The 26,826-nt window shown below is 66.3% G+C and carries 26 protein-coding genes; 18 read left to right on the top strand and 8 right to left on the bottom strand.

Going from position 1 to position 26,826, the window contains the following annotated elements; genetic code table 11:
• Positions 1-319 precede the first annotated feature (319 nt).
• Positions 320-1,597 (bottom strand): acetyl-CoA C-acetyltransferase, encoded by a 1,278-nt coding sequence (locus tag ACW9UL_RS19485; RefSeq protein WP_457788002.1) that lies wholly within the window; start codon positions 1,595-1,597, stop codon positions 320-322.
• A 301-nt stretch (positions 1,598-1,898) separates the two neighbouring features.
• Between ACW9UL_RS19485 and ACW9UL_RS19480 the strand changes: the two genes are divergently transcribed.
• Positions 1,899-3,254, top strand: a complete 1,356-nt coding sequence (locus ACW9UL_RS19480; RefSeq protein WP_457788001.1) for a 3-oxoacyl-ACP reductase — start codon at positions 1,899-1,901, stop codon at positions 3,252-3,254.
• 133 nt (positions 3,255-3,387) lie between these two features.
• On the opposite strand, the gene ACW9UL_RS19475 is transcribed toward ACW9UL_RS19480, so the two are convergent.
• The gene (locus tag ACW9UL_RS19475) at positions 3,388-4,380 is read right to left on the bottom strand and encodes an AraC family transcriptional regulator (protein ID WP_122108110.1); all 993 of its coding nucleotides are present in this window, start codon (positions 4,378-4,380) and stop codon (positions 3,388-3,390) included.
• 175 nt (positions 4,381-4,555) lie between these two features.
• Here ACW9UL_RS19475 and ACW9UL_RS19470 point away from each other — a divergent pair, with 175 nt between their 5' ends.
• The 7 genes from ACW9UL_RS19470 (at position 4,556) to ACW9UL_RS19440 (ending at position 8,959) form a co-directional block, all read left to right on the top strand.
• Positions 4,556-5,413, top strand: coding sequence for a MaoC family dehydratase (locus ACW9UL_RS19470; RefSeq protein WP_457788000.1), 858 nt, complete (start codon positions 4,556-4,558; stop codon positions 5,411-5,413).
• Positions 5,414-5,544: 131 nt separating this feature from the next.
• Positions 5,545-5,850 (top strand): MazG-like family protein, encoded by a 306-nt coding sequence (locus ACW9UL_RS19465; protein ID WP_021445759.1) that lies wholly within the window; start codon positions 5,545-5,547, stop codon positions 5,848-5,850.
• Entirely contained in the window at positions 5,847-6,596 is a 750-nt protein-coding gene (locus tag ACW9UL_RS19460; RefSeq protein ID WP_397495988.1) for a methyltransferase domain-containing protein, read from the top strand. Before ACW9UL_RS19465 ends, ACW9UL_RS19460 begins: the two co-directional genes overlap by 4 nt.
• Positions 6,597-6,675: 79 nt before the next feature.
• Positions 6,676-7,269 carry a DUF4136 domain-containing protein gene (locus ACW9UL_RS19455; RefSeq protein WP_457787999.1) on the top strand — a complete coding sequence of 198 codons (594 nt, stop codon included), beginning with the start codon at positions 6,676-6,678 and terminating at the stop codon, positions 7,267-7,269.
• Positions 7,270-7,288: 19 nt separating this feature from the next.
• Entirely contained in the window at positions 7,289-7,849 is a 561-nt protein-coding gene (locus tag ACW9UL_RS19450; protein WP_397495990.1) for a DUF4136 domain-containing protein, read from the top strand.
• 92 nt (positions 7,850-7,941) lie between these two features.
• Complete coding sequence (locus tag ACW9UL_RS19445) at positions 7,942-8,430, top strand: GNAT family N-acetyltransferase (protein ID WP_122108114.1); 489 nt, start codon at positions 7,942-7,944, stop codon at positions 8,428-8,430.
• Between the two features lie 79 nt (positions 8,431-8,509).
• Positions 8,510-8,959, top strand: a complete 450-nt coding sequence (locus tag ACW9UL_RS19440) for a DMT family transporter (protein WP_457787998.1) — start codon at positions 8,510-8,512, stop codon at positions 8,957-8,959.
• Positions 8,960-9,081: 122 nt separating this feature from the next.
• Here ACW9UL_RS19440 and ACW9UL_RS19435 read toward each other — a convergent pair whose 3' ends face one another.
• Positions 9,082-10,017 carry an SdiA-regulated domain-containing protein gene (locus ACW9UL_RS19435; RefSeq protein WP_031302759.1) on the bottom strand — a complete coding sequence of 312 codons (936 nt, stop codon included), beginning with the start codon at positions 10,015-10,017 and terminating at the stop codon, positions 9,082-9,084.
• A 258-nt stretch (positions 10,018-10,275) separates the two neighbouring features.
• Here ACW9UL_RS19435 and ACW9UL_RS19430 point away from each other — a divergent pair, with 258 nt between their 5' ends.
• From ACW9UL_RS19430 to ACW9UL_RS19420, 3 genes are all read left to right on the top strand, one after another.
• The gene (locus ACW9UL_RS19430; protein WP_457787997.1) at positions 10,276-11,127 is read left to right on the top strand and encodes a universal stress protein; all 852 of its coding nucleotides are present in this window, start codon (positions 10,276-10,278) and stop codon (positions 11,125-11,127) included.
• Positions 11,128-11,230: 103 nt separating this feature from the next.
• Entirely contained in the window at positions 11,231-12,352 is a 1,122-nt protein-coding gene (locus ACW9UL_RS19425; RefSeq protein ID WP_457787996.1) for a GGDEF domain-containing protein, read from the top strand.
• A gap of 209 nt (positions 12,353-12,561) precedes the next feature.
• Positions 12,562-13,680, top strand: a complete 1,119-nt coding sequence (locus tag ACW9UL_RS19420; RefSeq protein WP_457787995.1) for a GGDEF domain-containing protein — start codon at positions 12,562-12,564, stop codon at positions 13,678-13,680.
• Between the two features lie 166 nt (positions 13,681-13,846).
• Here ACW9UL_RS19420 and lnt read toward each other — a convergent pair whose 3' ends face one another.
• The 4 genes from lnt to pilB form a co-directional block, all read right to left on the bottom strand.
• Complete coding sequence (lnt, locus tag ACW9UL_RS19415; RefSeq protein WP_457787994.1) at positions 13,847-15,370, bottom strand: apolipoprotein N-acyltransferase; 1,524 nt, start codon at positions 15,368-15,370, stop codon at positions 13,847-13,849.
• Positions 15,371-15,587: 217 nt separating this feature from the next.
• Complete coding sequence (locus ACW9UL_RS19410; RefSeq protein ID WP_457787993.1) at positions 15,588-16,454, bottom strand: prepilin peptidase; 867 nt, start codon at positions 16,452-16,454, stop codon at positions 15,588-15,590.
• Positions 16,455-16,457: 3 nt separating this feature from the next.
• Positions 16,458-17,678 (bottom strand): type II secretion system F family protein, encoded by a 1,221-nt coding sequence (locus ACW9UL_RS19405; protein WP_457787992.1) that lies wholly within the window; start codon positions 17,676-17,678, stop codon positions 16,458-16,460.
• Between the two features lie 3 nt (positions 17,679-17,681).
• A complete protein-coding gene (pilB, locus tag ACW9UL_RS19400) occupies positions 17,682-19,382 on the bottom strand; it encodes a type IV-A pilus assembly ATPase PilB (RefSeq protein ID WP_457787991.1) in 1,701 nt (566 codons plus the stop codon).
• A 226-nt stretch (positions 19,383-19,608) separates the two neighbouring features.
• On the opposite strand from pilB, the gene ACW9UL_RS19395 reads away from it, so the two are divergent.
• The 6 genes from ACW9UL_RS19395 to ACW9UL_RS19370 all read left to right on the top strand — a co-directional run bounded on the left by ACW9UL_RS19395 (position 19,609) and on the right by ACW9UL_RS19370 (position 23,167).
• Positions 19,609-19,794: a prepilin-type N-terminal cleavage/methylation domain-containing protein gene (locus ACW9UL_RS19395; RefSeq protein WP_457787990.1), complete on the top strand. Its 186-nt coding sequence runs from the start codon at positions 19,609-19,611 to the stop codon at positions 19,792-19,794.
• Between the two features lie 26 nt (positions 19,795-19,820).
• Positions 19,821-20,282: a hypothetical protein gene (locus ACW9UL_RS19390; RefSeq protein WP_457787989.1), complete on the top strand. Its 462-nt coding sequence runs from the start codon at positions 19,821-19,823 to the stop codon at positions 20,280-20,282.
• A 28-nt stretch (positions 20,283-20,310) separates the two neighbouring features.
• Positions 20,311-20,526 carry a type IV pilin protein gene (locus ACW9UL_RS19385; protein ID WP_457787988.1) on the top strand — a complete coding sequence of 72 codons (216 nt, stop codon included), beginning with the start codon at positions 20,311-20,313 and terminating at the stop codon, positions 20,524-20,526.
• 81 nt (positions 20,527-20,607) lie between these two features.
• Positions 20,608-21,417 carry a hypothetical protein gene (locus tag ACW9UL_RS19380; protein WP_457787987.1) on the top strand — a complete coding sequence of 270 codons (810 nt, stop codon included), beginning with the start codon at positions 20,608-20,610 and terminating at the stop codon, positions 21,415-21,417.
• Between the two features lie 2 nt (positions 21,418-21,419).
• Positions 21,420-22,256, top strand: coding sequence for a hypothetical protein (locus ACW9UL_RS19375; protein WP_457790998.1), 837 nt, complete (start codon positions 21,420-21,422; stop codon positions 22,254-22,256).
• 2 nt (positions 22,257-22,258) lie between these two features.
• The gene (locus ACW9UL_RS19370) at positions 22,259-23,167 is read left to right on the top strand and encodes an ABC transporter ATP-binding protein (protein ID WP_457787986.1); all 909 of its coding nucleotides are present in this window, start codon (positions 22,259-22,261) and stop codon (positions 23,165-23,167) included.
• A 134-nt stretch (positions 23,168-23,301) separates the two neighbouring features.
• Here ACW9UL_RS19370 and nadC read toward each other — a convergent pair whose 3' ends face one another.
• Positions 23,302-24,150, bottom strand: a complete 849-nt coding sequence (nadC, locus tag ACW9UL_RS19365; RefSeq protein ID WP_457787985.1) for a carboxylating nicotinate-nucleotide diphosphorylase — start codon at positions 24,148-24,150, stop codon at positions 23,302-23,304.
• Positions 24,151-24,460: 310 nt separating this feature from the next.
• Here nadC and ACW9UL_RS19360 point away from each other — a divergent pair, with 310 nt between their 5' ends.
• Positions 24,461-26,767 (top strand): DUF1631 domain-containing protein, encoded by a 2,307-nt coding sequence (locus ACW9UL_RS19360; protein WP_457787984.1) that lies wholly within the window; start codon positions 24,461-24,463, stop codon positions 26,765-26,767.
• Positions 26,768-26,826: the final 59 nt, after the last annotated feature.

The following is a 26,826-nucleotide window of genomic DNA, read 5'->3' as shown; positions in this document are numbered from 1 at the left end:
GATCAATCCACATCGAAAAGACTAGCGGGTCTGGGCGCGCTTGACGCTGTGGTGATTTGCCGCGCGGCAGGCCACCGCAGGCTGGGGTATGGGCGGTGCGCACGGCCCAGGCGGCCCCGCGAAACCCTGCAGGTGGGCCGCGTGGCCGGGCAAAAACACGCCGGGAGCATCCTTCACCGTCGCGCAGCGACGGCCCGCAGACTGGCCACCAGGAATGGCAGGCCAAAAAAATAGGCGGCCGCGCATCGCGCGGGCCGCCCCAATTCACGGAGTTGCTTACATCCTGTGAGCGCGATGACTTGCGCTCACCGACATTGGATTACTTTTCCAGGATCGCGGTCACACCCTGACCGCCGGCGGCGCAGATGGAGATCAGCCCGCGCCCCTGCCCGGCCACCGCAAGCAGCTTGGCCAGGTTGGCGACGATGCGCCCGCCGGTGGCGGCGAAGGGGTGGCCGGCGGCTAGCGAGCTGCCCTTGACGTTCATCCGGCTGCGGTCGATGGCGCCCAGCGGCGCGTCCAGGCCCAGACGCTCACGGCAGTAGTCGGCGTCTTCCCAGGCCTTGAGGGTGCACAGCACCTGGGCGGCGAAGGCCTCGTGGATCTCGTAGTAGTCGAAGTCCTGCAGGCGCAGGCCGTTGCGCGCCAGCAGCCGCGGCACGGCGTAGACCGGTGCCATCAGCAGGCCCTCCTGGCCCCGGACGAAATCCACCGCCGCCGCCTCGCCGTCGCGCAGGTAGGCCAGCACCGGCAGGCCGCGCGCCTTGGCCCAGTCCTCGCTGGCCAGCAGCACCAGCGAGGCTCCGTCGGTCAGCGGCGTGGAGTTGGCCGCGGTCAGGGTGCCGCGCGGGCCGCGCTCGAAGCAGGGCGTGAGGCTGGCGAGCTTCTCGGCGCTGATGTCGGCGCGCAGGTTCTGGTCGCGGGTCAGGCCGCGGAACGGCGTGAGCAGGTCGTCGTGCCAGCCTTCGGCATAGGCGGCGGCGAGTTTCTGGTGGCTGGCCAGGGCCAGCTGGTCCTGCTCGTCGCGCGCAATCGCCCAGCGCTGCGCCATCAGCTCGCAGTGCTCGCCCATCGACAGCCCGGTGCGCGGCTCGCCGTTGCGCGGGATGGCCGGGGCCAGGTGGCGCGGGCGGATCTGCAGCAGGCTCTTGAGCTTGTCCACCGTGCGCTTGCCGCGGTTGGCCTCCAGCAGAATCTTGCGCAGCCCCTCGTTGACCCCGATCGGCGCGTCGGAGGTGGTGTCGACGCCACCGGCGATGCCGCAGTCGATCTGCCCCAGGGCGATCTTGTTGGCCACCAGCAGCGCCGCCTCCAGGCCGGTGCCGCAGGCCTGCTGCAGGTCGTAGGCCGGGGTCTCGGGCGCCAGGCGCGAGCCGAGCACGCATTCGCGGGTCAGGTTGAAGTCGCGCGAGTGCTTGAGCACGGCGCCGGCCACCACCTCGCCGAGGCGCTCGCCGTGCAGGTTGAAGCGCTCCACCAGGCCCTCGAGGGCGCTGGTCAGCATCTCCTGGTTGCTCGCCGTGGCGTAGGCGGTGTTGGAGCGGGCGAAGGGGATGCGGTTGCCGCCGACTATGGCGACCCGGCGTAGCTGGGCCATGCTGACTCCTTGCGAATAAAGATTGGGCTACAGGCTAGCGCGCGCCGCCGCATCTGCATTGGCCGCCTTGCCGCGGCCCCAGGCAGTGCGGTCAATTGCGCTTGGCCCGTCACTGCGTAGAGTGGCACGACTTTAGAACGTGTCTACGATCTGCTGCGCGTCGGCCCTGCTGCGTTGAAAACAGGCTCGGACTGCTCATTTACAACTCGTAAACTCCGCGTCCTCGCCTGTTTTCGCCTTGCATGGCTCTAGCTCGCGAAATCGTAGACACGTTCTTTGATTCGCCCACAGGAGCCCGTTCATGTCCGACCCTTACCTCGCCTTCGCCAACTCCGCCGCCGGCCGCCGCCTGGTCGGCGCCCTCGGCCTGCCGGCGCCGCTGCGCCTGGAGCGCTGGCTGGCCGGCCGCATGCGCCCGGTGGACGGCGCCCTGCTGCTCGGCGGCGAAGGTGACCTGCTCAAGGCCGTGCAGCCCTTCGCCAACAAGCTCACCGATCAGCTGTTCGCCGCCCGCGAAGGCCAGCTGGAGCTGCCACGCTGGACCGCCGAGCACGGCCCCAAGCTCAAGGCGCTGCTGTTCGACGCCAGTGGCCTGACCCGCTTCGAGCAACTGATCGAGCTGCGCGACTTCTTCCAGCCGGCGTTCAAGGGCCTGGGCCAGTGTCCGCGGGTGGTGCTGCTGGGGCGCGCGCCGGAATCGCTGAAGGACCCGGTCGCCGCCAGCGTGCAGCGTTCGCTGGAAGGCTTCAGCCGCTCGCTGGGCAAGGAGATCCGCCGCGGCGGCAACGTGCAGCTGCTGTACGTCGGCAAGGGCGGCGAACAGCAGCTGGAAGGCGCGTTGCGCTTCTTCCTGTCGCCGAAGAGCGCCTACGTCTCCGGCCAGGTGCTGCGCCTGGGGGCCTGCGCCGAGCAGGTGCGCGACTGGACGCGACCGCTGGCCGGCAAGAAGGCGCTGGTCACCGGCGCCTCGCGCGGCATCGGCGCGGCCATCGCCGAAGTGCTGGCGCGCGACGGTGCCGAGGTGATCCTGCTCGACGTGCCGCCGGCCGCCGCGGCGCTCGAGGCCCTGGCCGCGCGCCTGGGCGGGCGCGGCGTGGCCCTGGATATCTGCGCCGGGGAGGCGCCGCAGCGTCTGGTCGAGGCGCTGCCCGATGGCGTCGATATCGTCGTGCACAACGCCGGCATCACCCGCGACAAGACCCTGGCGAAGATGAGCGATGCCTTCTGGAACTCGGTGATCGCCGTCAACCTCCAGGCCCCGCAAGTGCTGACCCAGGCCCTGCTGGACGCCGGCAAGCTGCACGACAACGGCCGCGTGGTGCTGATCGCCTCGATCAGCGGCATCGCCGGCAATCTCGGGCAGACCAACTACGCGACGAGCAAGGCCGGGGTAATCGGCCTGGCCCAGGCCTGGGCGCCGGCGCTGGCCAAGCGCGGCATCAGCATCAACGCGGTGGCGCCGGGCTTTATCGAGACGCAGATGACCGCCGCCATCCCGCTGGGCATCCGCGAGGCCGGACGGCGAATGAACTCGATGAGCCAGGGCGGCCTGCCGCAGGACGTCGCCGAGGCCGTGGCCTGGTTCGCCCAGCCCGGCTCCGGCGCAGTCACCGCGCAGGTGCTGCGGGTGTGCGGGCAGAGTCTGCTGGGCGCCTGATTGGAATTGGTGGGCTGAAGCCCACCCTACGGCAGAGAGCGGTTGCACGCTGGGCTGAAGCGGAGCGCCGCCCGGCCCATCCGGGGGCGTCGGTTGTAGGGTGGGCTTCAGCCCACCAGAGCGGAGCGTCGCCTCACGCCTTGCCGCGCTTGCGAAACTCCACCGGCGTCTCGCCGACCCAGCGCTTGAACGCGCGGTAGAAGGTGCTCGGCTCGGAGAAGCCGGTGCGCTCGACTATCACCTCGATGCGCTCGTCGGTCTTCAGCAGCAGCTCCTTGGCCAGGCGGCAGCGGTAGTCGGTGATCAGGTCGTTGAAGCGCACCCCGGCCATGGCCAGGCGCTCGCGCAGGCGCCGCGCCGGCATGTTCAGCCGCGCTGCCACCTGCTCCAGGGTGGCGCCGCCATCGACCAGCAGTTCGCCGATCAGCTCGCGCACCTGGCGCACCAGGTCCAGGCGCTCCACCTCGGCCAGTTGCCGGCGCGCCAGCGACTCGTGCATGCGCAGCAGTTCGGGCGCGGCATGGCGCGAGGCCTTGTCCAGCACCGCGGCGTCGAACACCAGGGCGTAGTCCTCGGCGCCGAGCCGTGCGGGGCAGCCGTAGACCTGCTGGTAGCGCGCCGCCGGTGCACCTGCGGCATGCATCAGGCGCACCTCGCGGGCGACGAATGCGCCTTCGGTCAGGGCGTCGAACAGGCGGATCACCGCGCCGGCGAGCATCTCCGGAAAGTGCCGCGGCGTATCGGGCGCCAGGCCCAGGCTGAGCACGGCGCGTTCGCCCTGCACCTGCAGGCCGGCGTTGAGCGTGTCGGAGAGCAGGCGCACGTAGCGCAGGGCGTGGCGCAGGCCGCTGCCGAAGGTGTCGCTGGAGAGGAACAGGTATTCCAGCAGCAGGCCGTGGAAGGCCGGCAGGTGCTGGGCCAGGAACAGGCCGACATGCTCCTGCCCGCACTCTTCGCTGGCGGCTTTCCAGAACAGCGCCTGGGCGCTGTGCGGGAAGCGTCCGGCGGGCAGGCCGCCGGGCGGCAGGCCGACGCGCGCCAACACCCGGTCGGGGTCGGTTCCGCTGGCACGCAAGGCATCGATTACCGGGCGCATCAGCGCCACATCGTCGGTCAGATCACGCATTTTTAGGTTTTCTTGTTATCCGTGAGGCGCCGCCATCTTAGGGGCAGCAGAGGCCATGGCGCAAACCGGCGCGGCAGGCGGATTGACTGGCTTGCCGCAGAGGCGGGCAGCGCAGCCAATGTCGGGACGAGCGGGGCGGCTAAGCTGCTGCATTCATTTGCCGAGGAGTTTGCCCATGGCCGTCGACTGGCTCGACCTCAACGCCCCGCCGGCCTTGCCCGGCCTGTTCCTGCGCGCCGCCCTGCGGCGCCGGGTGACTGGCCGCCGCCTGCCGCAGCTGGGCCTGCGCTGCCCGGTAGAGGTCAGCCCGGCGCACCTGGCGCGCTATCGCCAGGTCTGCGGCATCGCCGAGAGCGCCTATTTGCCGCCGGTCTACCCGCATCTCCTCGCCTTCGGTCTGCAGATGAAGTTGCTCACCGACCGCCGCTTTCCCTTCCCACTGCTCGGCCTGGTGCACCTGGAAAACCGCATCCGCGTACTGCGCCCGCTCGGCGGCCTGGGGCCGTTTCAGGCAAGCGTGCAACTGGCCGACCTGCAGGCGCACGACAAGGGCGCCAGCTTCAGCCTGATCACCCGCCTGGAAGACCAGCTTGGCCTGCTCTGGGAGGGTGACAGCCGCATCCTCTGCCGCGCCCTGCGCCTGGATGGCCAGCCGCCAACGCGCGCGGAGCAGGCGCCGCTGGAACTGACGCCGCTGGCCGACTGGGCGGCGCCGGCCGATACCGGACGGCGCTACGCGCGGGTGGCCGGCGACTACAACCCGATCCACCTGTATGCGGCCAGCGCCAAGCTGTTCGGCTTTCCCCGCGCCATCGCCCATGGCTTGTGGAACAAGGCGCGCTGCCTGGCCGAGCTGCAGGGGCGGCTGCCGCTGGCGGGTTACGAGGTGGAGGTGCGTTTCCAGAAGCCGGTGCTGCTGCCGGCGCATGTCGCCCTGCAGGCCAGCGAACCCGCGGCGAGCGGCCAGTTCCGCCTGCTCGGCGCGGGCGACGTGGCGCATATGGCCGGCAGCTGGCAGCCGCTGCAAGCCTGAAGTAGCCCGGATGCCATCCGGGGGGCCGGGATGCACCTTTGCCGGGTTGCATCCGGGCTACGCGCCGGTCAAGCGCCGCTTGCAGCACGCCCCGTTCGAGCCGAAGCTATGCGGCTCGAAAGGAGCCCGTCATGAACCTGCCCGAACTCACCGCCCGTCTGCACGCCATCCGCGACGGCAACCAGTGGAAGCGCTTCCACAGCCCGAAGAACCTGGCCATGGCCGCCAGCGTGGAGATGGCCGAGCTGGTGGAGATCTTCCAGTGGCTGTCCGAGGACGAATCGCGCCAGTTGCCGGCGGACAAGCTCGCCCACGCTGGCCAGGAAGTCGGCGACATCGTGCTCTACCTGCTGCTGCTGTGCAGCGAACTGGGTCTGGACATGGAGCAGGTGGTGCGGGCCAAGCTGGCCGATAGCGAACGGCGCTTCGGCCAATGAGCGACCGCCACTTCGACGAGCTGGCGACCCGTTTCGCCGAGAAGATCTACGGCGGCGCCAAGGGCGCCATCCGCCTCGCCGTGCTCCAGGCCGACCTGGCCGAGGCGCTGCCCGAGCGTCCGCTGCGGGTGCTCGACGTCGGCGCCGGGCTCGGCCACATGAGCCTGTGGTTGGCCCAGCGCGGTCACCAGCTGACCCTGGCCGAACCGGCCGCACCGATGCTCGACGGCGCCCGCCAGCGCTTCGCCGAGGCCGGCCAGGCCGCCACCTTTATCCAGGCGCCCTGGCAGGAGTTGCTCGGCCAGCTCGAGCAGCCCTTCGACCTGGTGCTGTGCCACGCCGTGCTGGAATGGCTGGCCGAGCCGGCGGCGATCCTGCCGGTGCTGCACCAGCTGGTCGCGCCGGACGGCTGGCTGTCGCTGGCCTTCTATAACAAGGACGCGCTGGTCTATCGCAACCTGCTCAAGGGCCATTTCCGCAAGCTGCGCAAGGAGCGCTTCGCCGGCGAGGGACAGAGCCTGACCCCGCAACGCCCGCTCGACCCACGCGAGCTGGCGGCGCAACTCGGTGCGCAGTGGCAGGTCGAAAGCCGCAGCGGCGTGCGCGTGTTCCACGACTACATGCCGCAGGAGTTCCAGGCCAAGGCCGAGCTGCTCGACCTGCTGGAAATGGAGCTGGCCTACCGCCGCCACCCCAGCTTCGCCGGGCTGGGGCGCTACCTGCACTGGCTGTGCCGGCCGCTCTGATCGGCCGCGATGGACGCCGCGGCAGGCCGGGCGTAGCCTGAAACCACTGGGTATGCCGCGCGCGACCACGGAGAACACCATGCGCACCGCCATCCTGTCATTGCCGTTGCTGGTCGCCTGCCAGAGCCCCAATCCCTACCAGGCGCAATCCCTGCCGATGCCGCTGGCGCCGCCCGAGGCCGCCCAGGTCTTCGACCGCAGCGCCTACCCGGCGCCGCCGCGCGACTACGGACGCTACCGCAACTGGAGCTGGCAGGGCGGCCAGCTGCCGGCGGGCAGCGCCTGGGCCGGCAGCGAGCTGCTGGCCGAAAGCCTCGGCAGCGGCCTCGACCAGCACGGCCTGCGTCCGGCGCCGGCCGGCCAGCCCGGCGACCTGCAGGTCAGCGCCTCGCTCAACTTGGAGCGGCGCCTGCGCCAGTATTACGACGACTATGGCGCCTACTACGGCCATGGCCGGCACTGGGATGGCTACGGCGCCTGGGGCAGCGTGCCGCTGGTGCGCACCTACGAAGAGGAAGTGGCGGTGGTGTACGTGCAGTTCTTCGACGGCCGCGACGGCCAGCCGGTGTGGAGCGGCAGCGGCGAGGCGCGCAGCGGCGGCAGCCAGAGCGAGCGCGCCGATGCCCTGCGCGCCGCGGTCAAGGCCGCCCTGCGCGGTTACCCGCCCTATTGATGGCTGAGGAAAAACCACCATGTTCCCGCGTCTACTGATTCTCCCGGCCCTGGCGCTGCTGGCCGCCTGCCAGAGCATCCAGGTCGAGCGCGACTACGACACCAGCCGCGACTTTGCTGCCTACCGCAGCTGGAGCTGGCAGGAGCCGGCGCTGACCTACAGCCCCAACGACCCGCGGCTGCACAGCGATCTCACCGAGCAGCGCATCCGCGACGCCACCGCCGAACAGCTCGACCAGCGCGGCCTGCGTCCGGCCGCCGGCGGCACCCCGGCCGACTTGCGGGTACGGGCGGCGCTGATCGTGGAGAACAAGCAGAGCCAGGTCAGCACCTACCACGGCGGCTTCTGGGGCGGGCCCTGGGGCGGCTACTGGGGCGGCCCGGCCTACACCGAGACGCGCACCCTGGATTACCAGGTCGGCACCCTGCAGATCGACCTGATCGACGGCCGCGACGGCAAGCTGGTCTGGCGCGGCAGCGCCCGGCAGGTGCTGCGCAACAACGCTCCCAGCCCGGCCGAGCGCGCCGCGGCGATCCGCGAGACCGTGGCCAAGGTGTTGGCGCAGTATCCGCCACGCTGAGGTCATCAGGCTGTCGCGGAGAATCGCGGCGCGATGGATTATTGCCAGACGACCCACTAGGCTCGGCATCTCCTTCCCCGACTGGTCCCGCCATGCCCACGACCTCCAGCTTCACCGTCCGCCCGGCGCAGGCCGCCGACCTCGCCGCGGTGGTGACCTTCCCGCAGAACGCCGACGAACTCTTCTACTGCTATCCCAAGGCCAGCTGGCCGCTGAGCGTCGGCCAACTGGCCGCGGCCATGGCCGAGCGCCGCGACAGCACGGTGGTCTGCCTGGACGACCGGGTCGCCGGCTTCGCCAACTTCTACCAGTGGCAGCACGGCGAGTATTGCGCCCTGGGCAACGTCATGGTGGCGCCCTGGGCGCGCGGCCAGGGCGTGGCGCAGCGGCTGATCGAGGCCATGGAGGCGCTCGCCCGTCAGCACTTCAAGGCCCGCGAGATGCGCGTGTCCTGCTTCAACGCCAACAGCGCCGGGCTGCTGCTCTATCCGCGCCTGGGCTACGCGCTCAGCGGCCTGGTGGAGCGTCGCGATCACCGCCAGCAGCGGGTCGCCCTGCTGCAGTTCAGCAAGCCGCTGTGATGCCGCCGGCCTCCGTGGGCTGACGGGGCGGACAGGATTTGCGGCATAATCGCGCGCTCGTGTTCTGCTGGAGATCGCCATGCCTGCCATACCCTGGTGGATGCTCGCCCTGCCGCTGGTCGCCGGCGCCTTCCTGCCGCTGCAGGCCGGGATCAACGGCCAGCTGGCCAAGCAGGTTTCCAGCGTGCTGGCGGCGGCCTTCATCTCCTTCGCCGTGGGCGGCCTGGCGCTGCTGCTGATGGTGCTGGTGCAGCGCGAGGCGCCGAGCTTCGCCGCGCTCAGGGGGCTGACCTGGTGGCACTGGAGCGGCGGCCTGCTCGGCGCCTTCTTCATCGCCACCGCCGCCTTCGCCGGACCACGGGTCGGCGCGCTGCTGTTCATGGTGCTGGTGATCGCCGGCCAGCTGGGCATGGCGCTGCTGCTCGACCACTTCGGCTGGGCCGGCTTTCGCCAGGCGCCGATCAGTCTGGGCAAGGTTGCCGGCCTGTTGCTGATCGTCGCCGGGATCTGGCTGATTCGCCGCGGCTGAGTCTACCGGCGCTTGCAAAGGCAAGAGTTGGGAGTGGGGACAACGCGTAGGGTGGGCTTTAGCCCACCACGGGGGTTGTGGGCTAGAGCGGAGCGCCGCCCGGCCCACCCGGCAAGGCTGAGTCAGTCGCGCTCGAAGCGGTAGAACAGGTTGGGTTCGCTGGCCAGGTAGAGGTTGCCGCGCTTGTCGAAGGTCACCCCCTCGGCCTGTGGCACGCTGCTGCCCAGGCCGGCGAAGCCCTGCAGCAGGGAGCGGAAGCTGATCAGCTGGCCCGCGCCGTCCAGCTCGATCAGCAGCTGGGATTCGTCGCTGAGCAGCACCAGATGCCCGGTGCGTTCGTCGAAATGCACGGACGACAGGTCGGTGGCGAACACCTTGCGTTCGATCCAGGCCTGGCGGTCGATGATCTCCAGGTTGAAGTCGCCGGCCAGGCTGCTTTTCAGGCCGCGGATTTCGTAGAGCTTGCGCGGCGAGTGTTCCTTGACCACGAACAGGCGGTCGCCGGCGCGGTCGTAGCCCAGCCCCTCGAAGCCCTGGTTGCCGCCCAGGCCGATGCCCAGGGTCAGCGCCCGGTAGTCCTCGCGAAACAGCGGCCCCGGCTTTTCCGGCACCTGAACCGCGACCAGGCCGTGCTGGCGTTCCTCGGCCAGCAGCAACAGGCCGTCGCCCAGGTAGGTGACGCCTTCGACGTCCTCGAAACCGCTCAGCGGGTAGCGCGCGAGCAACTCGCCATCCGGGCTCAGGCGCAGCAACTGTTCGGGGTTGTTGACCACGGCCCAGAGCTGGTCGCGGTCGTCGTCGTAGCTCAGCCCGGAGAAGTTGTCCGTCACCCCCGCCACCGCCTTGGCCTCGATGCTCACGCGGTATTCCGGCAGCCACAGGCTGCGGTGTTCCCAGGCCTCTTCGTGCCAACTGGTCTTGATCCAGAAGTACAGACGGTCGTCCAGATGCAGGGCGCGCACCTGATAGACCATCAGCAGGACGAACAACAACAGCGCCCATTTCCATGGGCTGACGACAGGTAGCCTTCCTAGCACCCCCTTGGCAGCGGACAGCATCGCTAAAGCGCTCGCAGACAGGTGGGAAAACGGCAGTATGGCGGCCCTGTGTTGCAGTTGAACGCGCCTGCCGGCCTCGCAAGAGGCTGGCGTTCGACCGGGCGCTGCGGCATGCGTTCGGCCGGGGCTCTGGGGCAAAAGGTAACCGGGTGTTAGCCGGGCCTGGCGGCTGCGCGCCGCCTTTGTTTTCGAGGACGGGGTTGCTAAGGTGATGCCGCGAGCCGTTGAGGCCGGACTTGAGCGAGAGGAGCAACCACCATGACCCAGGTACTGGCTTGCATCGACGGTTCCCTGTCCTCCCCGGCGGTGTGCGACTACGCCGCCTGGGCCAGCCTGCGTCTGGGCGCACCGCTGACCCTGCTGCACGTGCTCGACCACAAGCAGTACCCGCCGCGCAGCGACCTGTCCGGCAATATCGCCCTGGGCAGCCGTGAGCAGCTGCTGCAGGAGCTGGCCGAACTCGACGAACGGCGCAGCAAGCTGGGGCTGGAGCAAGGTCGCCTGGCCCTGGAGGCGGCCAGGGAACGCGCCCAGCGCGGCGGCGTGGCCAACCCGCAGCTGCGCCAGCGCCATGGCGACCTGGCCGGCAGTCTGCGCGAGCTGGAGAACGACATCCGTCTGCTGGTGATCGGCCGCCAGGGCGAGACCAGCGACGCGGTCAGCCAACTGGTGGGCAGCCAGCTGGAAAGCGTGATCCGCACCCTGCATCGGCCGATTCTGGTCAGCCCCGGCCAGTTCCAGGCGCCGCGCAGCCTGATGCTGGCCTACGACGGCAGCGCCACCTGCGACAAGGGCGTCGACCTGCTCGCCGCCAGCCCGCTGTTCCAGGGCCTGCCGATCCATGTGGTGATGGTCGGCGCCGACAGCGACGCCGCTCGCGCCCAGTTGCAGCAGGCCGAGCGGCGCCTGGTCGCCGGCGGCCATCAGGTGCAGCTGGCGATCCGCGCCGGCGAGGTCGAGCCGACCCTGCATGACTACCAGGCCGAGCAGGACATCGACCTGCTGGTGATGGGCGCCTATGGCCATTCGCGCATCCGCCAGTTCCTGGTCGGCAGCACCACCAGCCATATGCTGCAGACCAGCACCGGCCCGCTGCTGCTGTTGCGCTAGCGGGCTGGCAGACGGGCGGCGCAACGATACTGGCAGTTCGATATCTCGCTGCTCGGCAAAAGGCGCTATGCTCAGGCCAGTAGTTGCTGTGATCACAAACGCCATGACCGACGCCGAAGTACCGCGCCATCCCGCCGCCTTTGCCCTCTGGCGCGAAGTGCAAGACACCCGCATTCGGACCCGTCTGGGCGGTTTCTACTACCTGCTGGCCTGGCTGCTGACCTGGCTGTTCAGCGCCGATCCCGCTGGCCTGCTCGCTGTCGGCCTGGGCGGTAGTGCGCTGTTCTTCGTCCTGCTGCTGGCGCGCCAGTTGCACCGTCCCGGCCCGCTGGACAACCCGCAGCAGCTGCAGCGCTGGCTCGACCAGCACTGGGGCCTGCTGCTGCTCACCTCGCTGTGCTGGGGCCAGGCCCACGCCTGGGCGCTGTACCGCGCCGAGTTCGCCGACTCGGCGCTGATCGCCACCCTGGCCACCGTCGCCTTCAGCACGGCGATGACCTTCAACTTCGCCATGCGCAAGCGCCGCGCCATGCTCGCCATCGCGCTGCTCTACCTGCCCGGTCTGGTGGTGCTGGCGTTGGAGTGGCCGCAGCAGCGTGCACTGCTGGTGACTCTGGCCTGCTACCTGAGTTACCTGCTGCTGGTGCTCGGCCGCAGCCACCGCGAGTACCAGGCCACTCTGGCCCTGGAACTCAAGCTGCTGGAACAACAGGCGCGCCTCGACCTGCTCAGCCGCACCGACAGCCTGACCCAGCTGGGCAATCGCTACCAGTTCAACAACCTGTTCCCCAGCCTGGTGGCCAACGCCCGGCGCCGCGGCGAGCCGTTGTCGCTGGTGCTGCTGGATATCGACTGGTTCAAGCGGATCAACGACGAGTATGGCCATAGTTGTGGCGACGCCTGCCTCAGCGCCTTCGCCGAGCGCCTGCGCGAGGTGTTCCGTCGCGACGGCGACGCCCTGCTGCGCCTGGGTGGCGAGGAATTCGGCGTGCTGCTGCCGAACACCGACCTGGCGCACGCCGCCGCCCTGGCCGAGCAATTCCGCCAGGAGTTGGCTCGCGACGGCCTGCGCTTGGGCGAGCAGCTACTGCCGCTGACCGCCAGCCTCGGCGTCGGTAGCTTCGACGTCGAGCAGGACGCCGAAGCCGAGGCCTTCTTCCGTCGGGTCGACCGCGCCCTCTACCGCGCCAAGGCGCAGGGGCGCGATCGGCTGGTGCACGCCTGAGCGCTTGAAGCGTTCGAGTAGGGCGGACATGTCGAACGCTTGTCCGCGCATCGCCGGCCAGGGTGGACAAGGCTGCGCCATGTCCACCCTACACAGGCGCGGCGCAACACATGACCTCTGCTTTGCATAGTTTCGGTTTGCACTCCTGGCGAGGAGCCAAAATGCCATCATTCGACTAGGCTGATGCTGTAGTGGTCGGAGTGCGCACCATGCTGCCTGAAGTGAAGATGTCCAGCAGTGCCTTCAAGCTGTGGCGCGAGGCGAACGACGTGCACGCGCGCTCGCGTTTTGGCGGCTTCTACTACCTGCTGGCCTGGTGCCTGTTGTGGCTGACCAGCCGCTCGCCGATGCAGAACCTCTGGCTCTGGTTGGCCGGCGGCCTGTTGCTGCTGCTGTTCGTCGCCCTGCGCATCCTCCACGAACCCCGCGAGCAGCGCGGCGAGATCGGCCTGCAGCTTTGGCTGCGCCAGCACTGGCTGCTGATGCTGCTGCAGGCGCTGCTGTGGGGGCTGATGCTGGCCGGGGTCGAGCTGAGCCGGGCGCTAGACGTCTCGCACCTGATGGTGATGCTCAACGTGGTGGTGTTCGCCACCGCCATGGCCTTCACCTACCCGATGCGCCGCGGCCCCTGCGCCTTGGCCATGCTGCTGATCTACTTGCCGGCCACCGCGGTGAAGTTCTGGCAGGAGCGCGACGCGCCGGCCGAGTCGGTGGCGCTGCTGATCTACCTGGCCTACATGATGCTGTTTCTCTACCGCTGGCACCGCGAGTACCGCATCGGCCTGGAGCGCGAGATGCGCCTGCGCCAGCACAGCGAGGAACTCGACCAGCGCAGCCGCACCGACGCCCTCACCGGGCTGGGCAATCGCTACCAGTTCAACGTGCTGCTGAGCAACTGGCTGGCCTCCGTGCGTCGCCAGCACGGCTCGCTGGCCCTGGTGCTGCTGGATATCGACTGGTTCAAGCAGGTCAACGACCGCCACGGCCACAGCGCCGGCGACCTCTGCCTGCACCTGTTCGCCGAACGCATGCGCAAGGTGTTTCGCCGCGACAGCGACATCCTCCTGCGCCTGGGCGGCGAGGAGTTCGCCGTGCTGATGCCGCACACCAGCCTGGAACAGGCGCTGCACCTGGCCGAACGCTTTCGCCGCGAACTGGAGCAGGAGCCGCTGCAACTGCCGGCGTTGAGCCTGTCGATCACCTGCAGCATCGGCGTCGGCGACTACCTGCCGTTGTGCGACGACTCGCCGGAGGCCTTCTACAAGCGGGTCGACGACGCCCTCTACCAGGCCAAGAGCAAGGGCCGCAACCGTGTCGAACTGGCCTGAGCCGGCCTGCTGGCGTAGGTGGCGCCGCGCGGCGATCCGCTTTGGCCTTGTAGGGTGGGCTTTAGCCCACCAAGGGTGGTTGGCGTGGGCTAAAGCCCGCCCTACGGCCTTTGCGCCCACTCCCAACGCTTAACACAGGCATAGCCTTATCCCCCGAGACGGCCGGCTAGACCGTCTTGGCCATGCGCCCGGCCAGCAGCGCCCAGCCCAGCAGCAGGGCGCAGAGGATCGCCAGCGGCCAGATGCGCCACTGCAGGTAGGGCGTCAGCCCCGTCATCGGCAGCACTTCGCCGTAGAGCACGCCCTGTTCGAACTGCGGCAGCTCGAACTGGATTCGGCCCTGCGGGTCGATCACCACCGTCATGCCGTTGTTGGTGGCGCGGATCATCCAGCGGCCGGCCTCCAGCGCACGCATCTGCGCCATCTGCAGGTGCTGCAGCGGGCCGATGGAGGTGCCGAACCAGGCGTCGTTGCTCACCGTCAGCAGGATCTCGCTATCGGCCGCCAACGCCGCGGCGAATTCCGGGTAGACCACCTCGTAGCAGATATAGGGCGCCACCCGATAACCCTTGGCCAGCAACGGCGGCTGCTCGGCCGGGCCGCGGGCGAAGTCGGACATCGGCAGGTCGAAGAAGGCGATCAGCCCGCGCAGCACCTCCTGCAGCGGCACGTACTCGCCGAAGGGCACCAGCTTCTGCTTGAGGTAGGTGCCCTGGCCGTCGCCGAAGCTGGTGATGGCGTTGTAGTAACGCAGCTCGCCGCGTTCATTGGCCTGGCGCACCGGCACCCCGGTGATCAGCGCGCTGCCCTGCTCGCGGGCGAAGCGATCCATCACGCCGATATAGCCTTGCGCCAGATCCTTGAGCACCGGGATGGCGGTTTCCGGCCAGACCAGCAGGTCCACCCGCTCGGCGCTGAAACTGAGGTCGCGGTACAGCGCCAGCTGGGCGTTGAGCTGGGCCGGATCCCATTTCAGGTTCTGTTCGACGTTGCCCTGCACGGCGGCGACCGTCAGGCTGTCGCCGGCCGGACGAGTCCAGGGGCGATCCTTGAACGCCGGGCCGGCGACCCAGGGCGTCAGCAGCAGCGCCAGGCCGACGGCGAGGAAGGCCTTGCGCGCCCGCAGGCGCGGCAGGTTGACCAGCAGCGCCGCGGACAGCGCCAGACTGAAGGAAATCAGCCAGACCCCGCCCAGCGGTGCCAGGCCGGCCAGCGGCCCGTCCAGCTGGCTGTAGCCGGCGTAGAGCCAGGGAAAACCGGTGAGGAACCAGCCGCGGAACACTTCCTGAGCCAGCCACAGGGCGGCGAAGGCCAGGGCGTCGGCCAACGGCGCCTCGCTGCGGCGCAGCCAGCGCGCCCAGAGCGCGGCGGCCAGGGCAAAGAACAGGCCGAGACCGGCGACGAAGCCCAGGGTGAGGAAACCGGCCAGCGCCGGCGAGGCGGCGCCGTAGTCATGGATGCTGACGTAGACCCAGCTGGTGCCGGCGGCGAACAGGCCGAAGCCGTAGCTCCAGCCGCGCAGCGCCGCCTGGCTGGGGCGCAGCTCGCGCAGGCCCAGGTAGAGCAGGGCAATCGACAGCAGGGCCAGCGGCCAGATATCGAAGGGGGCGAGGGCCAGCGGGGTGAGGGCGCCGGCGCCGAGGGCGAGCAGGTGACCGGGCCAGCCCGGGCGAGTCATCCGTTGCAACATGGGCAAGTCCTTGGATTCGGGTGGCGCAAGGGTAGGGGTAGGGAGCCGCCAGCGGCAAGCCTCAAGCCACAAGCGAAGGCAACTGCATGAATGGGTAGGGTGGACATGGCGACACCTTGTCCACCATTGCCGGTTCCGCGCTGGACAAGCCTGGCGGCATGTCCGGCCTGGGCCTCTGGCGGAACCGGTTGGTTGGTGCGCGCGGCGCACCCCACGGCTAGAATCCGGCGAACTTCAGATAGCTGCCGGTAATCGCATCGCCCCAGAGCAGGGCGATCCAGCCGGCGATGGCCAGGTAGGGGCCGAAGGGGATCGGCGTGCCGGCGTCGCTGCCGCGCAGGCGCAGCATGATCACCCCGAGCACCGCGCCGACCAGCGACGACAGCAGGATGGTCAGCGGCAGAATCTGCCAGCCACCCCAGGCGCCGAGCATGGCCAGCAGCTTGAAATCGCCATAGCCCATGCCTTCCTTGCCGGTGATCAGCTTGAACAGCCAGTACACCGACCACAGGCTCAGGTAGCCGGCAATCGCCCCCCACAGCGCGTCTTCCAGGCTGGTGAACAGACCGAAATAGTTAACGATCAGCCCCAGCCACAGCAGCGGCAGCACCAGCACATCGGGCAGCAATTGGTGGTCGGCATCGATCAGGCTCATCGCCAGCAGGCCCCAGGCCAGCACCAGCATGGCGCCGGCTTGCCAGGTAAAGCCGAAATGCCAGGCGACATAGCCGGAGAGCAGCCCGCAGGCCAGCTCCACCAGCGGGTAGCGCTTGCCGATCGGTGCCTTGCAGTTCGAACACTTGCCGCGCAGCAGCAGATAGCTGATCAGCGGGATATTCTCCCAGGGACGGATTTCATGGCCGCAGCTGGGGCAACTGGAATTGGGCAGAACCAGGTTGAACGTCTGCGCCTTGGGCGCCGGCGGCAACTCCAGCACCTCGCGCGCCTGGCTCTGCCAGTCGCGCTGCAGCATCAGCGGCAGGCGGTAGATCACCACGTTGAGGAAGCTGCCGATCAGCAGGCCGAGCAGCAGGGCGCAGAAAACAAAGGCCAGCGCGTGGCTGGCCAAAAAATCCAGCAGCATAAGTCAGCCGACCACCGCGCCCAGTTGGAAGATGGGCAGGTACATAGCGATGATCAGGCCGCCTACCAGCACGCCGAGCACCGACATGATCAGCGGCTCCATCAGCGTGGTCAGGTTGTCCACCGCGTTGTCCACTTCGGCTTCGTAGAAGCTGGCGGTCTTGTCCAGCATCTCGTCCAGCGAGCCGGCCTCCTCGCCGATGGCGGTCATCTGCACGGCCATGGTGGGGAAGATGCCGGTGGTGCGCATGGAGAAGTTCAGCTGGGTGCCCGACGACACATCGACCTTGATCTTGTTCACCGCATTGCGAAACACCACGTTGCCCGTGGCGCCGGCCACCGAGTCCAGCGCATCGACCAGCGGTACGCCGGCGGCGAAGGTGGTCGCCAGGGTGCGGGCGAAGCGCGCGACCACAGCCTTGTACAGGATGTCGCCGACGATGGGCGCCTTGAGCAGGGTTCTATCGAGGAAGTCGCGAAACTTCTCCGAACGCTTGTGCGCCTGCGCGAAGGCGAAGGTGGCGGCGAACAGCACGCCCAGCACCACGAACCACCAGCGCTGCAGGCCGCGGGAAAGATCCACCACCACCTGGGTAAAGGCCGGCAGCTCCGCGCCGAAGCCCTGGAACACCGACTCGAACTGCGGCACCACCTTGATCAGCAGAATGGCGGTCACGATCACCGCCACCACTATCACCGCGATCGGGTAGGTCATGGCCTTCTTGATCTTGGCCTTGAGCGCCTCGGTCTTTTCCTTGTAGGTGGCGATACGATCCAGCAGGGTTTCCAGGGCGCCGGATTGCTCGCCCGAGTCCACCAGGTTGCAATACAGGTCGTCGAAATACATCGGCTTCTTGCGCAGCGAGGCGGCGAAGCTGTTGCCCGCGGCCACTTCCTGTTTCACCTCGTCGATCAGCTTGCGCATATTGGGGTTGTCGAAGCCTTCGCCGATGATGTCGAAGGATTGCAGCAGCGGCACGCCGGCTTTCATCATGGTAGCCATCTGCCGGGTGAACAGGGCGATGTCCAACGGCTTGATCTTCTTCCCCGCGGCGAACAGCGGGGCGGCCTTCTTGCGTACCTTGAGCGGGTTGATGCCCTGCTTGCGCAGTTGCGCCTTGACCAGGGCGGGGGATTGGCCGGATAGCTCGCCCTTGACCTTGCCGCCCTTCCTGTCGGTACCTTCCCAGGCGAATACGCTGGTTTTTAGTGCTTTTGCCGCCATGGATTAATCCTTGGTCACGCGGTTGACTTCTTCCAGGCTGGTGATGCCTTGCATCGCTTTGAATAGCCCGGAGGTGCGTAGATCGTTGAAGCCATCGGCTTTCGCCTGTGCGGCAATTTCGATGGAGTTACCTTCAGCCATGATAATGCGTTGCAGTGAAGGCGTGATTTTAACTACTTCATAAATCCCCACCCTTCCTTTATAGCCGCCTTTGCAATTGTCGCAGCCATTGGGGGCGTAGAGCTTGAAGCTGCCGATCTTGCTCTCGGGGAAACCTTCCTTGAGCAGAACCTCCCGCGGTACTTCCACTTCCTTCTTGCAGTTGCAGAGTTTGCGCGCCAGGCGCTGGGCGATGATCAGGTTGACCGAGGTGGCAATATTGAACGCTGGCACGCCCATATTGCGCAGGCGGGTCAGGGTTTCCGCGGCGCTGTTGGTGTGCAGGGTGGACATCACCATATGCCCGGTCTGCGCGGCCTTGATGGCGATCTCGGCGGTTTCCAGGTCGCGGATCTCGCCGACCATGATCACGTCCGGGTCCTGGCGCAGGAAGGCGCGCAGGGCCTGGGCGAAGTCCATGCCGTGCTTGGGGTTGACGTTGACCTGGTTGATGCCTTCCAGGTTGATCTCCACCGGGTCTTCCGCGGTGGAGATATTGATATCCGTGGTGTTGAGGATATTCAGGCCGGTATAGAGCGACACCGTCTTGCCCGAGCCGGTGGGGCCGGTAACCAGGATCATGCCCTGCGGTTGTTTCAGGGCAGTCATATAGAGGTCTTTCTGGTACTCCTCGTAACCCAATGCGTCGATGCCCATCTGCGCGCTGGTGGGGTCGAGAATCCGCATCACGATCTTCTCGCCCCACAGGGTGGGCAGGGTGTTGACGCGAAAATCGATGGCCTTGTTCTTCGAGATCTTCATCTTGATCCGGCCATCCTGCGGCTTGCGGCGCTCGGAGATATCCAGCTGGGCCATGACCTTGAGGCGCGCCGAGAGGCGGCTGGAGAGCTGGATCGGTGGGCGGGCGACCTCGTGCAGGATGCCGTCGGTGCGAAAGCGCACGCGGTAGACCTTCTCGTAGGGCTCGAAGTGCAGGTCGGAGGAGCCGCCCTTGATGGCATCCAGCAGCATCTTGTTGATAAAACGCACCACCGGCGCATCGTCGGCGTCGCCGCCGCTACCGCCGTCGTCCTTGTCGTCGTTAACCGCCTCCACGTCGAGCCCATCCAGGTCGACGTCGGCCAGGTCTTCCATGCCGGTATTGCCGGTATCGAAGAACTTGTCCAGCGCTTCGCCAAGCCGGTCGTCCTCGACCAGTAGCGCCTCGGTGCTGAGGCCGGTGCTGAACTGCACATCGGTAACGGCCTGGTGGTTGGTCGGGTCGGACAGTGCGATAAACAGCTTGTTGCCACGGCGGTACAGCGGCAGCACGCGGTGCTGGCGGCACAGCTTCTCGCTGATGACGTCGCGAGGCTGGCTGTCCTTGTCGATGGCCGTCAGATCGAAGTAGGGCACACCGAACTGCTCGGAGGCGATCTCCGCCAACGCCCGGCTGGAGGCCAGCTTGTTCTGCACCAGATACGACACCAGGGGGATCTTGTTGCGCAGGGCCTGCGCCTGGGCCTGGCTGGCGGCGCGCTCGTCGAGCAGTTCGGCGTTGACCAGTTGCCGGGCCAGGCCGGTCAGGGAGGGGGCGTCGTTCATTCTGCACTTATCGAACTGAGGGTTGATGCACTCTTATAGCCTAAAGCCATGCATTGGCCCAAGCGGGTTCTATAGGGGTGACCAAAAGTGTCAGTAGGTGACTTTTGAGGTTTGCCTTCAGGTGTTGCTGGTGCTGCTCATGCCGATTCTGCGCTGTTGTCGTATGTGGCATGGGTTCTGCATTGCCTATCTCGGGTCCTCGACCTTCACAATATGGGAGTTATTTATGAAGTCTCTGAAGAAGCAAAAGGGTTTCACCCTGATCGAATTGATGATCGTGATTGCGATCATTGGTATCCTCGCCGCCATCGCGATTCCTCAGTTCAATGAGTATCGTGCGAGAGCTAATGACTCGACTGCTAATGCTGACGCCAAAAATGGCATTACCGTGCTGACCGCTGCGCAGCGCTAATTTCGAGTCGGATTGGGAGAAACTGTATGAAAAAGAATCTTTTTGCGCTGGTGGTCGCTGCGGCTTTTTCGGCCGGTGTAATGGCTGCTGATAATGCGGGTACTGCGCTTCCTGACGGTAACATTGTTCCTGATGCGACTGGCTGCTCTCTGTTGACTGAGGCGGTTCGCATTAATACCTCGTCTGGCGTTTTTGGCGCTTATGCATGTAATACTGTCGACAATATTGTTGCCATTGCGACCTGCCATCCTAATGGTCGGAAAGGTGATGTAACTGTCAGTTGCACTGTTGGTGCTCCCGATGCGCCAACCGGCTGCACTGCTACCCCGGATACGGGGGATGCTGCTGATGCGGGTACTGCAGTGGTTCAGGGTGGGTTGGCCTTTACTGCTAACAGTGGTGGTGGCGCCGTGCAAGGTACCTCTGCTGCCAACTGCCGTACTGGGGGTAATACCACTGCTGAAGCGGCTGCCGCTGCGGGGCTGTGAGTCATCGGTTGTTTTGAGGTTATTGAGGGTGGCTTCGGCCGCCCTTTTTGCTGGAGATATTTCTGTGAAAGGAAATTCGGCTGGCTTCACTCTGGTGGAATTGATGATAACTGTTGCCATACTGGGCATATTGGCATCATTAGCTGCTCCCTTGTATCTTGAGGCTAGATCTAAGTCTAATGATTTGACTGCTGAGTCGGATGCGAAGAATGGTATCAGTGTGATGCTGGCTTCATTTTATTGATTTAGGATGATCATGGATGGTTAAGCGGTATCGTGGTCGTAAGGGGTGATTATTTTGGCTTTAGCTTTTGCTCAATGAAATATGTCTATCTTTCGTGATTTTATAGTTGCATTGCGCCTTGCGTTCAAGGCTAAGTTCCTCTGGATGGTCGTCGGTGTTCTACTAGTGGTGACGCTGTCCACTCTGTTGTCCGCCTATTTCGGTGGTCGCCAGTTAGCTGCTGTGGCGCTAGATGTCGGTTTTTCCTCTATTCGCCTGCTGTTGCCGCTGTTAGTTGTGCTCTTGGTGCAAGAACTGCTGTCGCGCGAGTTCGACAAGCGTTACTACCTTAGCTCGCTGACCTATCCGCGGGCGCGCAGCAGTCTGTTGCTCGGTCGTTTTGCCGCGGCGCTGGCGCTGGTATTGGGGTTGTTGCTGGTCTTGGGCGTATTGCAGATCGGCCTAGTGCAAGTTATCGCCGGTGTCTATCCACAGGCCACTCCGGTCGCTCTGGGGTGGCCCTATGTGGTCGTTATCGCCTTTATTGCTCTCGACCTGCTGGTGCTTACCGCGCTGGCGACTCTGCTGGCGGTAGTGGCCTCGACGCCTAGCTTCGTGTTGGTTGGCACTTTCGGCTTTATGCTGGTGGCGCGTTCCTATGGTGCCATCGTCGAGTTGCTTGGCCGCGATGCAGGGTTGGTGAGCAATGCCGAGAGCTATCGTGCCAGTCTTGGCGTGCTGGGCTATCTGCTACCGGATCTCGGTGCGCTGGATGTGCGTATGGTCGCGCTCTACGGCAAGATGGACTTTCTCCCTGCCGACTGGTCTTGGCTGCTGCTCTCCAGCCTGGGCTATGCCATCGCCCTGCTGGCGTTGTCGGTGTGGGCGCTGCAACGCAAGCACTTCAGTTGATTATGCGCCGCCGATCTTACAGGCCTCTCCTGCTGACCCTGCTGGGGTTTGGCGTATTCTTCGCGGCCTCGCAATGGCGTACCCAGGTGCCTCAGCAGGTGGCGCCGGTTGTCGAGGGGCGGGTGGTTATTGCCGCGCCTGTGTTGCTGGTTTTGTTTGGCGGCGACCGCTTCCTTGCCGCCAACCTTGAGGCCATGCGCCTGGCAGCTACCGGGGTAGAGTTTGGGCGGGCGGATACCGGCTATCTGATCCGTGCCCAGCAGGAGGTGGCGAAGCTCAACCCCTGTCATGAAGATAACTACTACCTGGCCAATGGCTTGCTGACCTGGGGTGGTGCGGATCGCGAGGGCACCGAGGTGCTGCGTCGGGCCATGCAGTGTCGCTTCTGGGATGAGCTGCCGGCGTTTTTCTATGGTTTCAACCAGGCCTTCTTCAACAAGGATATCGACGAGGCCAGCCGCGCGTTGGAGCTGGCGGCCAAGCGGGCGACCGACAATGCCGCCAGCTTTCGCAAGCTGGCGGTGATGCTGCAGGCGGAAAGCTTTGCCGACGAGAAACTGGCCCTGGAGTACCTGGTCCAGCAGCGCGATGCCGCCCGTGGCGATCCGAAGTTGCAGCAGATGCTCGACAAGCGTGTCGTTCGCTTGCAGGGGTTGGTCGCCTTGCGCGAGGCGCAGCGGCGCTTCGAGGCTGCAAGTGGCGCGCTGCGGAATCTGGATCAATTGGTCGAGCACGGCTTATTGGCTGCCTTGCCGAAAGATCCGCTGCGCCTAGGTTACGAGTTGAAAGATGGTCGGATTGTTTTGAAGAAGATGAAGATCGCAGGGGTGGAGGAATAGTCTTGAATGCCGCACTGGAGTTTCACGGCGTCAGCCAGACTTTCCATGTAAAAGGCAGGTCGGTGCAGGCGCTTCGCGAAGTCAGCTTCGAGCTGACCGAAGGCGAGGTGTTCGGTTTCGTCGGCCCCAATGGTGCCGGTAAGTCCACCACCATCAAGGTGATGCTGGACATCATCAACGACTATCAGGGAGAGGCGCGTATCTACGGTGTGGACGCGCGTCGTGCCGAGGCGCGTCAGCCGCTGGCCTATGTACCCGAGACGCCGGCGCTTTACGAGCAGTTCACCCCGCTGGAAATCCTGCGCATGGGCCTGTCCATGTATGGCATCAAGCGGGCGGACGCCGATGCCTGGTGTATGCACTGGCTGGAGCGCTTCTCCGTGGATATGAACGCCAAGCGGCGTATCCGCGAGTTGTCCAAGGGCAATGTGCAGCGCGTGGCGCTGGCACATGCCATGGTGGTGCAGCCCAGGCTGCTGGTGCTGGACGAGCCGCTGTCCGGGCTCGACCCGGTGGGGCGCAAGGATGTGGTGGATATCCTCACCGAGTTCAAACAGCAGGGCGGGGCGATTTTCTTCACCTCCCATGTGCTGCACGACGTCGAGCGCATCGCCGACCGTTTCGGTTTCATCAACAAGGGCGAGCTGCTGACCGTGCGTTCCCCGCGCGAACTGGCCGCCGAGCGCGCCGACGATATGCTGGTGCGCTATCACGCCGCGCAGCCGATCGGCGAGCAGGTTCGCGTGTTGCGCGAGGGTGAGTTCGAGTGCGAGGTGATGCAGGCGGATCTGGCGGCCTTTATCGCCCATCTGAATCAGATCGGTGGCCACCTGCTGACGATCAAGCCGGCGGTTTCCCTGGAAACCGTGTTCTTCAATATCCTCGAAGGGGCCGCGCGCCAGGCGTCGTAAGCCGAACGCTCTGCGCGTAGGGTGGATGAAGCTTTTCATCCACCTTCCGGTGCTGTGGCGGATCGGCGAAGCGTGATCCAGCCTGTGAGCTCGCTATCGAGTAGCCCGGATTGCATCCGGGCTACGCAGGGTGGTTACAACGCCAGTCGCATCGACAGGTCCACCGCCTTCACGTCCTTGGTCAGGGTGCCCAGCGAGATGTAGTCCACGCCCGTCTCGGCGATGCTGCGCAGGGTGCTGTCATTGATGCCGCCGGAGGCTTCCAGCTTGGCGCGGCCTGCGGTCAGGCGTACGGCCTCGCGCATATCTTCCAGTGAAAGCTCGTCGAGCATGACGATATCGGCGCCGGCTGCCAGGGCCTGGCGCAGTTCTTCCAGGTTCTCCACTTCCACCTCCACCGGCTTGCCCGGGGCGATCTGCTGGGCGGCGCTGACGGCCTGGGCGATGCCGCCGCAGGCGGCGATATGGTTCTCTTTAATAAGGAAGGCGTCGTACAGGCCGATGCGGTGGTTGTGGCAGCCGCCGCAGGTCACCGCGTATTTCTGCGCCAGGCGCAGGCCGGGCAGGGTCTTGCGGGTGTCCAGCAGCTTTACCGCGGTGCCTTGGACCAGGTCGGCGTAGTGGCGGCAGCGGGTGGCGACGGCCGACAGGGTCTGCAGGAAGTTCAGCGCGCTGCGTTCGCCGCTGAGCAGGGCGCGGGCCGGGCCTTCGACGCTGAACAGGGTCTGCTCGGCGCTGACCCGGTCGCCGTCCTGCACCTGCCAGTGCACCGCCACGCGCGGGTCGAGCTGGCGGAATACCGCATCGACCCAGGCCGTGCCGCAGACCACCGCCGCCTCGCGGGTGATGACGCGGGCGCTGGCCAGGCGCTCGGCGGGAATCAGCTGGGCGGTGATGTCGCCGCTGCCGATGTCCTCGGCCAGGGCGCGGCGGACATTGGCCTCGATTTCGGCGGTGAGGTCGGCGAGGGTGAGGTTGGGCATGGTCGGCTCCGGGTCGGGGGTGCGGCGATTATAGGGGCAGCCGACCATTGGTGCAGCGGGCTGACGCATGGGCCGTTACGCTGTAGGTGTGGCGCTCGTCCCGTGGCGACGACCGTCCGGAGGTGGTCGGGCACTATCTGTGACCTGGGTCATGGATGTGGGAAAAATTGGCTTGGTGTGGCGTGCAGCCTCCCTATAATGCCTTTACTTTTTTCATTGTTGACGCCAGGCCTTTGACGTTACGGACGACGCTCGGTTGACGCTGTGCAGACCAGAAGGCCCGAGTTCGGGCAGTCTGCGGGAGACTAGAATGAAGACCGACGCGAATGTGGTGCCTCTGAACAAGGCCGCCGCTGAGCAATCGCCAACTTCGCCGGTAGGAAGACTGCCCGTGGCGCTGATTCAGGTGCGTGACAAAGCTGCGCAACAGCTCAAGCAGAGCCTGCAGAGCCTGTTCGACAACGCCGACGATACCCTCTTCGAGATGGCCGACCGGGCGACCAGCAATGCCGAGCAGAACGCCTTCTTCGAGGCCATGCGCGACCTGCGCCTGAAGCGCAAGAACATCGAGCGCGGTTTCCTGCAGAAGGTCTTCGAATCCTTTTCCAGCCTCAATCAGTACGAAATCGGCAGGCCGCAACCGGCGCTGGATGCGGTGTCGTTCGACAGCCTGAGCCTGGTGCAGAACGACGAGCTGGAAGAAACCGTGGCCCTGGATGCCATGGTGGCCAAGGTAATGAGCCGTGACGGCGTCGCCCTCGGGCACCTCACCACCCGTCTCAATGCGGTGATCAGCAAGAAGCTCGACGACAAGAGCAACCCGCTCGGGCCGACCCAGCTCAGCGAGCATTTCCTCGATGCCTGCAGCAGCCTGGGCGTGGAAATCAAGGTCAAGCTGATCATCCTCAAACTGTTCGAAAAATACGTGCTGGGCGGCAGCGATCTGCTCTACGCCGAGGCCAACCAGGCACTGGTGGTCGCCGGTGTGCTGCCCGAACTGAAGTCCGCCGCGCCGCGTCGGCAGCAGCGTCCGGCCGCCTCCGTACACGCCCACGGCGCCGGCGAGGAAGGCATTCCGCTGCTGGAAGGAGCCGGAGAGGGTGTGCAGGAGGTGTTCGGCGCCCTGCAGGAGCTGCTCTCCCAGGTGCGCGGCACGGCGATGCCCAGGCGCGCCCAGGTGGCCGATGCGCTGCCGATTTCCAGCAACGACCTGATGCGCCTGCTGTCGCACATGCAGCAGCGCGCGCCGGCACAGGTCAGCGTGGCCGATTTCGACCTGCGCGATCAGCTCGAGCAGCTGCTGGTGCGCGCCAGCGCCAAGAGCGGCAAGGCGCGCGTGGTCGGCGAAGTCGACGAGGACGTGATCAACCTGGTGTCGATGCTGTTCGAGTTCATCCTCGACGACCGCACCCTGCCGGACTCACTCAAGGCGCTGATCGGCCGCCTGCAGATTCCCATGCTCAAGGTCGCGGTGCTGGACAAGACCTTCTTCAGCCGCGGCAGCCACCCGGCGCGCCGGCTGCTCAACGAGATCGCCTCGGCGGCCCTGGGCTGGGTCGATCAGGACGACGCCCAGCGCGACAGCCTGTACCAGAAGATCGAACAGGTGGTGCAGCGTCTGCTCAACGATTTCGTCGACGACCCGAGCATCTTCTCCGAGCTGCTTGCCGAGTTCATGGCTTTCACTGGCGACGAGCGTCGGCGCAGCGAGCTGCTCGAACAACGCACCCGCGATGCCGAGGAAGGCAGCGCCAAGGCCGAACTGGCCCGCCGCGAGGTGGAGCAGGCCTTGAACGAGCGGCTGCTGGGCAAGACCCTGCCCGAGGTGGTGGTGCGTTTGCTGCAGGAAGCCTGGAGCAAGGTACTGATGCTCTCCTGCCTCAAGCATGGGGTGGATTCGCCGGAGTGGCAGGCTGCTCTGCAGACCATGGACGATCTGGTCTGGAGCGTGGCGCCGCATGAAGATCCCGAGGCGCGCTTGCGCCTGCTGGAACTGGTGCCCGGCTTGCTCAAGGCGCTGCGCGAGGGGATGGCCAGTGCGGCCTTCGATCCCTTCTCCACCAGCGAGTTCTTCAGCCAGCTGGAGGTGCTGCACGTGCAGGCCTTCCAGCGTTTCAAGCGCGCCACCCCGGAGGCCGAGGTGGCCCCGGCCGCGCTCGACGAAGAGCAGCGTAGCGCCCTGGCCGAAGCCGGCCTCGAGCTGCCGCTGCTGGAGCTGCCGCCGGCCGAGCCGGTCGAGGACGCACCGGCGATGGTCGAGGTGATCGAGGAGATCGTTCTCCTAGCGCCCGGCCAGACCCACCCGCAGGAGCCGGAAGTGGCGCTGCCGGACGACGACGAGGCGCTGCTGCAGGTGGACAACCTGCGCGTCGGTAGCTGGGTCGAGTTCCAGGAAGACGAGGAGCACAAGCTGCGCTGCAAGCTGGCGGCGATCATCAAGCCCACCAGCAAGTTCGTCTTCGTCAACCGCACCGGCATGAAGGTGCTGGAGAAGACCCGCACCGGCCTGGCCGTGGAGTTCCGCCGCAACGCCATCCGCCTGCTCGACGACGCGCTGCTGTTCGACCGCGCCCTGGAGTCGGTGATCGGCAATCTGCGCAAGCTGAAGAACGCCTGAGGCGTTCTGCCGGGCCACCCATGTGGCCCCGGCGATGCTGATGCGGCGTGCGCCGCTGT

It is taken from the genome of Pseudomonas sp. PL-6, assembly GCF_054110165.1.
The sequence above is the reverse complement of the archived record's forward strand: the minus strand, read 5'-3'. Positions and strand labels throughout refer to the sequence as shown.

What these genes read in the sequence shown, in the direction of transcription:
- nadC (WP_457787985.1), bottom strand. Translation starts at nt 24,150, where the DNA reads ATGCCCAACCTCACCCTCGCCGACCTCACCGCCGAAATCGAGGCCAAT.
- ACW9UL_RS19380 (WP_457787987.1), top strand. Translation starts at nt 20,608, where the DNA reads ATGTCTATCTTTCGTGATTTTATAGTTGCATTGCGCCTTGCGTTCAAG.
- lnt (WP_457787994.1), bottom strand. Translation starts at nt 15,370, where the DNA reads ATGTTGCAACGGATGACTCGCCCGGGCTGGCCCGGTCACCTGCTCGCC.
- ACW9UL_RS19450 (WP_397495990.1), top strand. Translation starts at nt 7,289, where the DNA reads ATGTTCCCGCGTCTACTGATTCTCCCGGCCCTGGCGCTGCTGGCCGCC.
- ACW9UL_RS19425 (WP_457787996.1), top strand. Translation starts at nt 11,231, where the DNA reads ATGACCGACGCCGAAGTACCGCGCCATCCCGCCGCCTTTGCCCTCTGG.
- ACW9UL_RS19390 (WP_457787989.1), top strand. Translation starts at nt 19,821, where the DNA reads ATGAAAAAGAATCTTTTTGCGCTGGTGGTCGCTGCGGCTTTTTCGGCC.
- ACW9UL_RS19445 (WP_122108114.1), top strand. Translation starts at nt 7,942, where the DNA reads ATGCCCACGACCTCCAGCTTCACCGTCCGCCCGGCGCAGGCCGCCGAC.
- ACW9UL_RS19375 (WP_457790998.1), top strand. Translation starts at nt 21,420, where the DNA reads ATGCGCCGCCGATCTTACAGGCCTCTCCTGCTGACCCTGCTGGGGTTT.
- ACW9UL_RS19395 (WP_457787990.1), top strand. Translation starts at nt 19,609, where the DNA reads ATGAAGTCTCTGAAGAAGCAAAAGGGTTTCACCCTGATCGAATTGATG.
- ACW9UL_RS19430 (WP_457787997.1), top strand. Translation starts at nt 10,276, where the DNA reads ATGACCCAGGTACTGGCTTGCATCGACGGTTCCCTGTCCTCCCCGGCG.
- ACW9UL_RS19440 (WP_457787998.1), top strand. Translation starts at nt 8,510, where the DNA reads ATGCCTGCCATACCCTGGTGGATGCTCGCCCTGCCGCTGGTCGCCGGC.
- ACW9UL_RS19485 (WP_457788002.1), bottom strand. Translation starts at nt 1,597, where the DNA reads ATGGCCCAGCTACGCCGGGTCGCCATAGTCGGCGGCAACCGCATCCCC.
- ACW9UL_RS19410 (WP_457787993.1), bottom strand. Translation starts at nt 16,454, where the DNA reads ATGCTGCTGGATTTTTTGGCCAGCCACGCGCTGGCCTTTGTTTTCTGC.
- pilB (WP_457787991.1), bottom strand. Translation starts at nt 19,382, where the DNA reads ATGAACGACGCCCCCTCCCTGACCGGCCTGGCCCGGCAACTGGTCAAC.
- ACW9UL_RS19470 (WP_457788000.1), top strand. Translation starts at nt 4,556, where the DNA reads ATGGCCGTCGACTGGCTCGACCTCAACGCCCCGCCGGCCTTGCCCGGC.
- ACW9UL_RS19435 (WP_031302759.1), bottom strand. Translation starts at nt 10,017, where the DNA reads ATGCTGTCCGCTGCCAAGGGGGTGCTAGGAAGGCTACCTGTCGTCAGC.
- ACW9UL_RS19455 (WP_457787999.1), top strand. Translation starts at nt 6,676, where the DNA reads ATGCGCACCGCCATCCTGTCATTGCCGTTGCTGGTCGCCTGCCAGAGC.
- ACW9UL_RS19460 (WP_397495988.1), top strand. Translation starts at nt 5,847, where the DNA reads ATGAGCGACCGCCACTTCGACGAGCTGGCGACCCGTTTCGCCGAGAAG.
- ACW9UL_RS19475 (WP_122108110.1), bottom strand. Translation starts at nt 4,380, where the DNA reads ATGCGTGATCTGACCGACGATGTGGCGCTGATGCGCCCGGTAATCGAT.
- ACW9UL_RS19480 (WP_457788001.1), top strand. Translation starts at nt 1,899, where the DNA reads ATGTCCGACCCTTACCTCGCCTTCGCCAACTCCGCCGCCGGCCGCCGC.
- ACW9UL_RS19405 (WP_457787992.1), bottom strand. Translation starts at nt 17,678, where the DNA reads ATGGCGGCAAAAGCACTAAAAACCAGCGTATTCGCCTGGGAAGGTACC.
- ACW9UL_RS19465 (WP_021445759.1), top strand. Translation starts at nt 5,545, where the DNA reads ATGAACCTGCCCGAACTCACCGCCCGTCTGCACGCCATCCGCGACGGC.
- ACW9UL_RS19420 (WP_457787995.1), top strand. Translation starts at nt 12,562, where the DNA reads ATGCTGCCTGAAGTGAAGATGTCCAGCAGTGCCTTCAAGCTGTGGCGC.
- ACW9UL_RS19360 (WP_457787984.1), top strand. Translation starts at nt 24,461, where the DNA reads ATGAAGACCGACGCGAATGTGGTGCCTCTGAACAAGGCCGCCGCTGAG.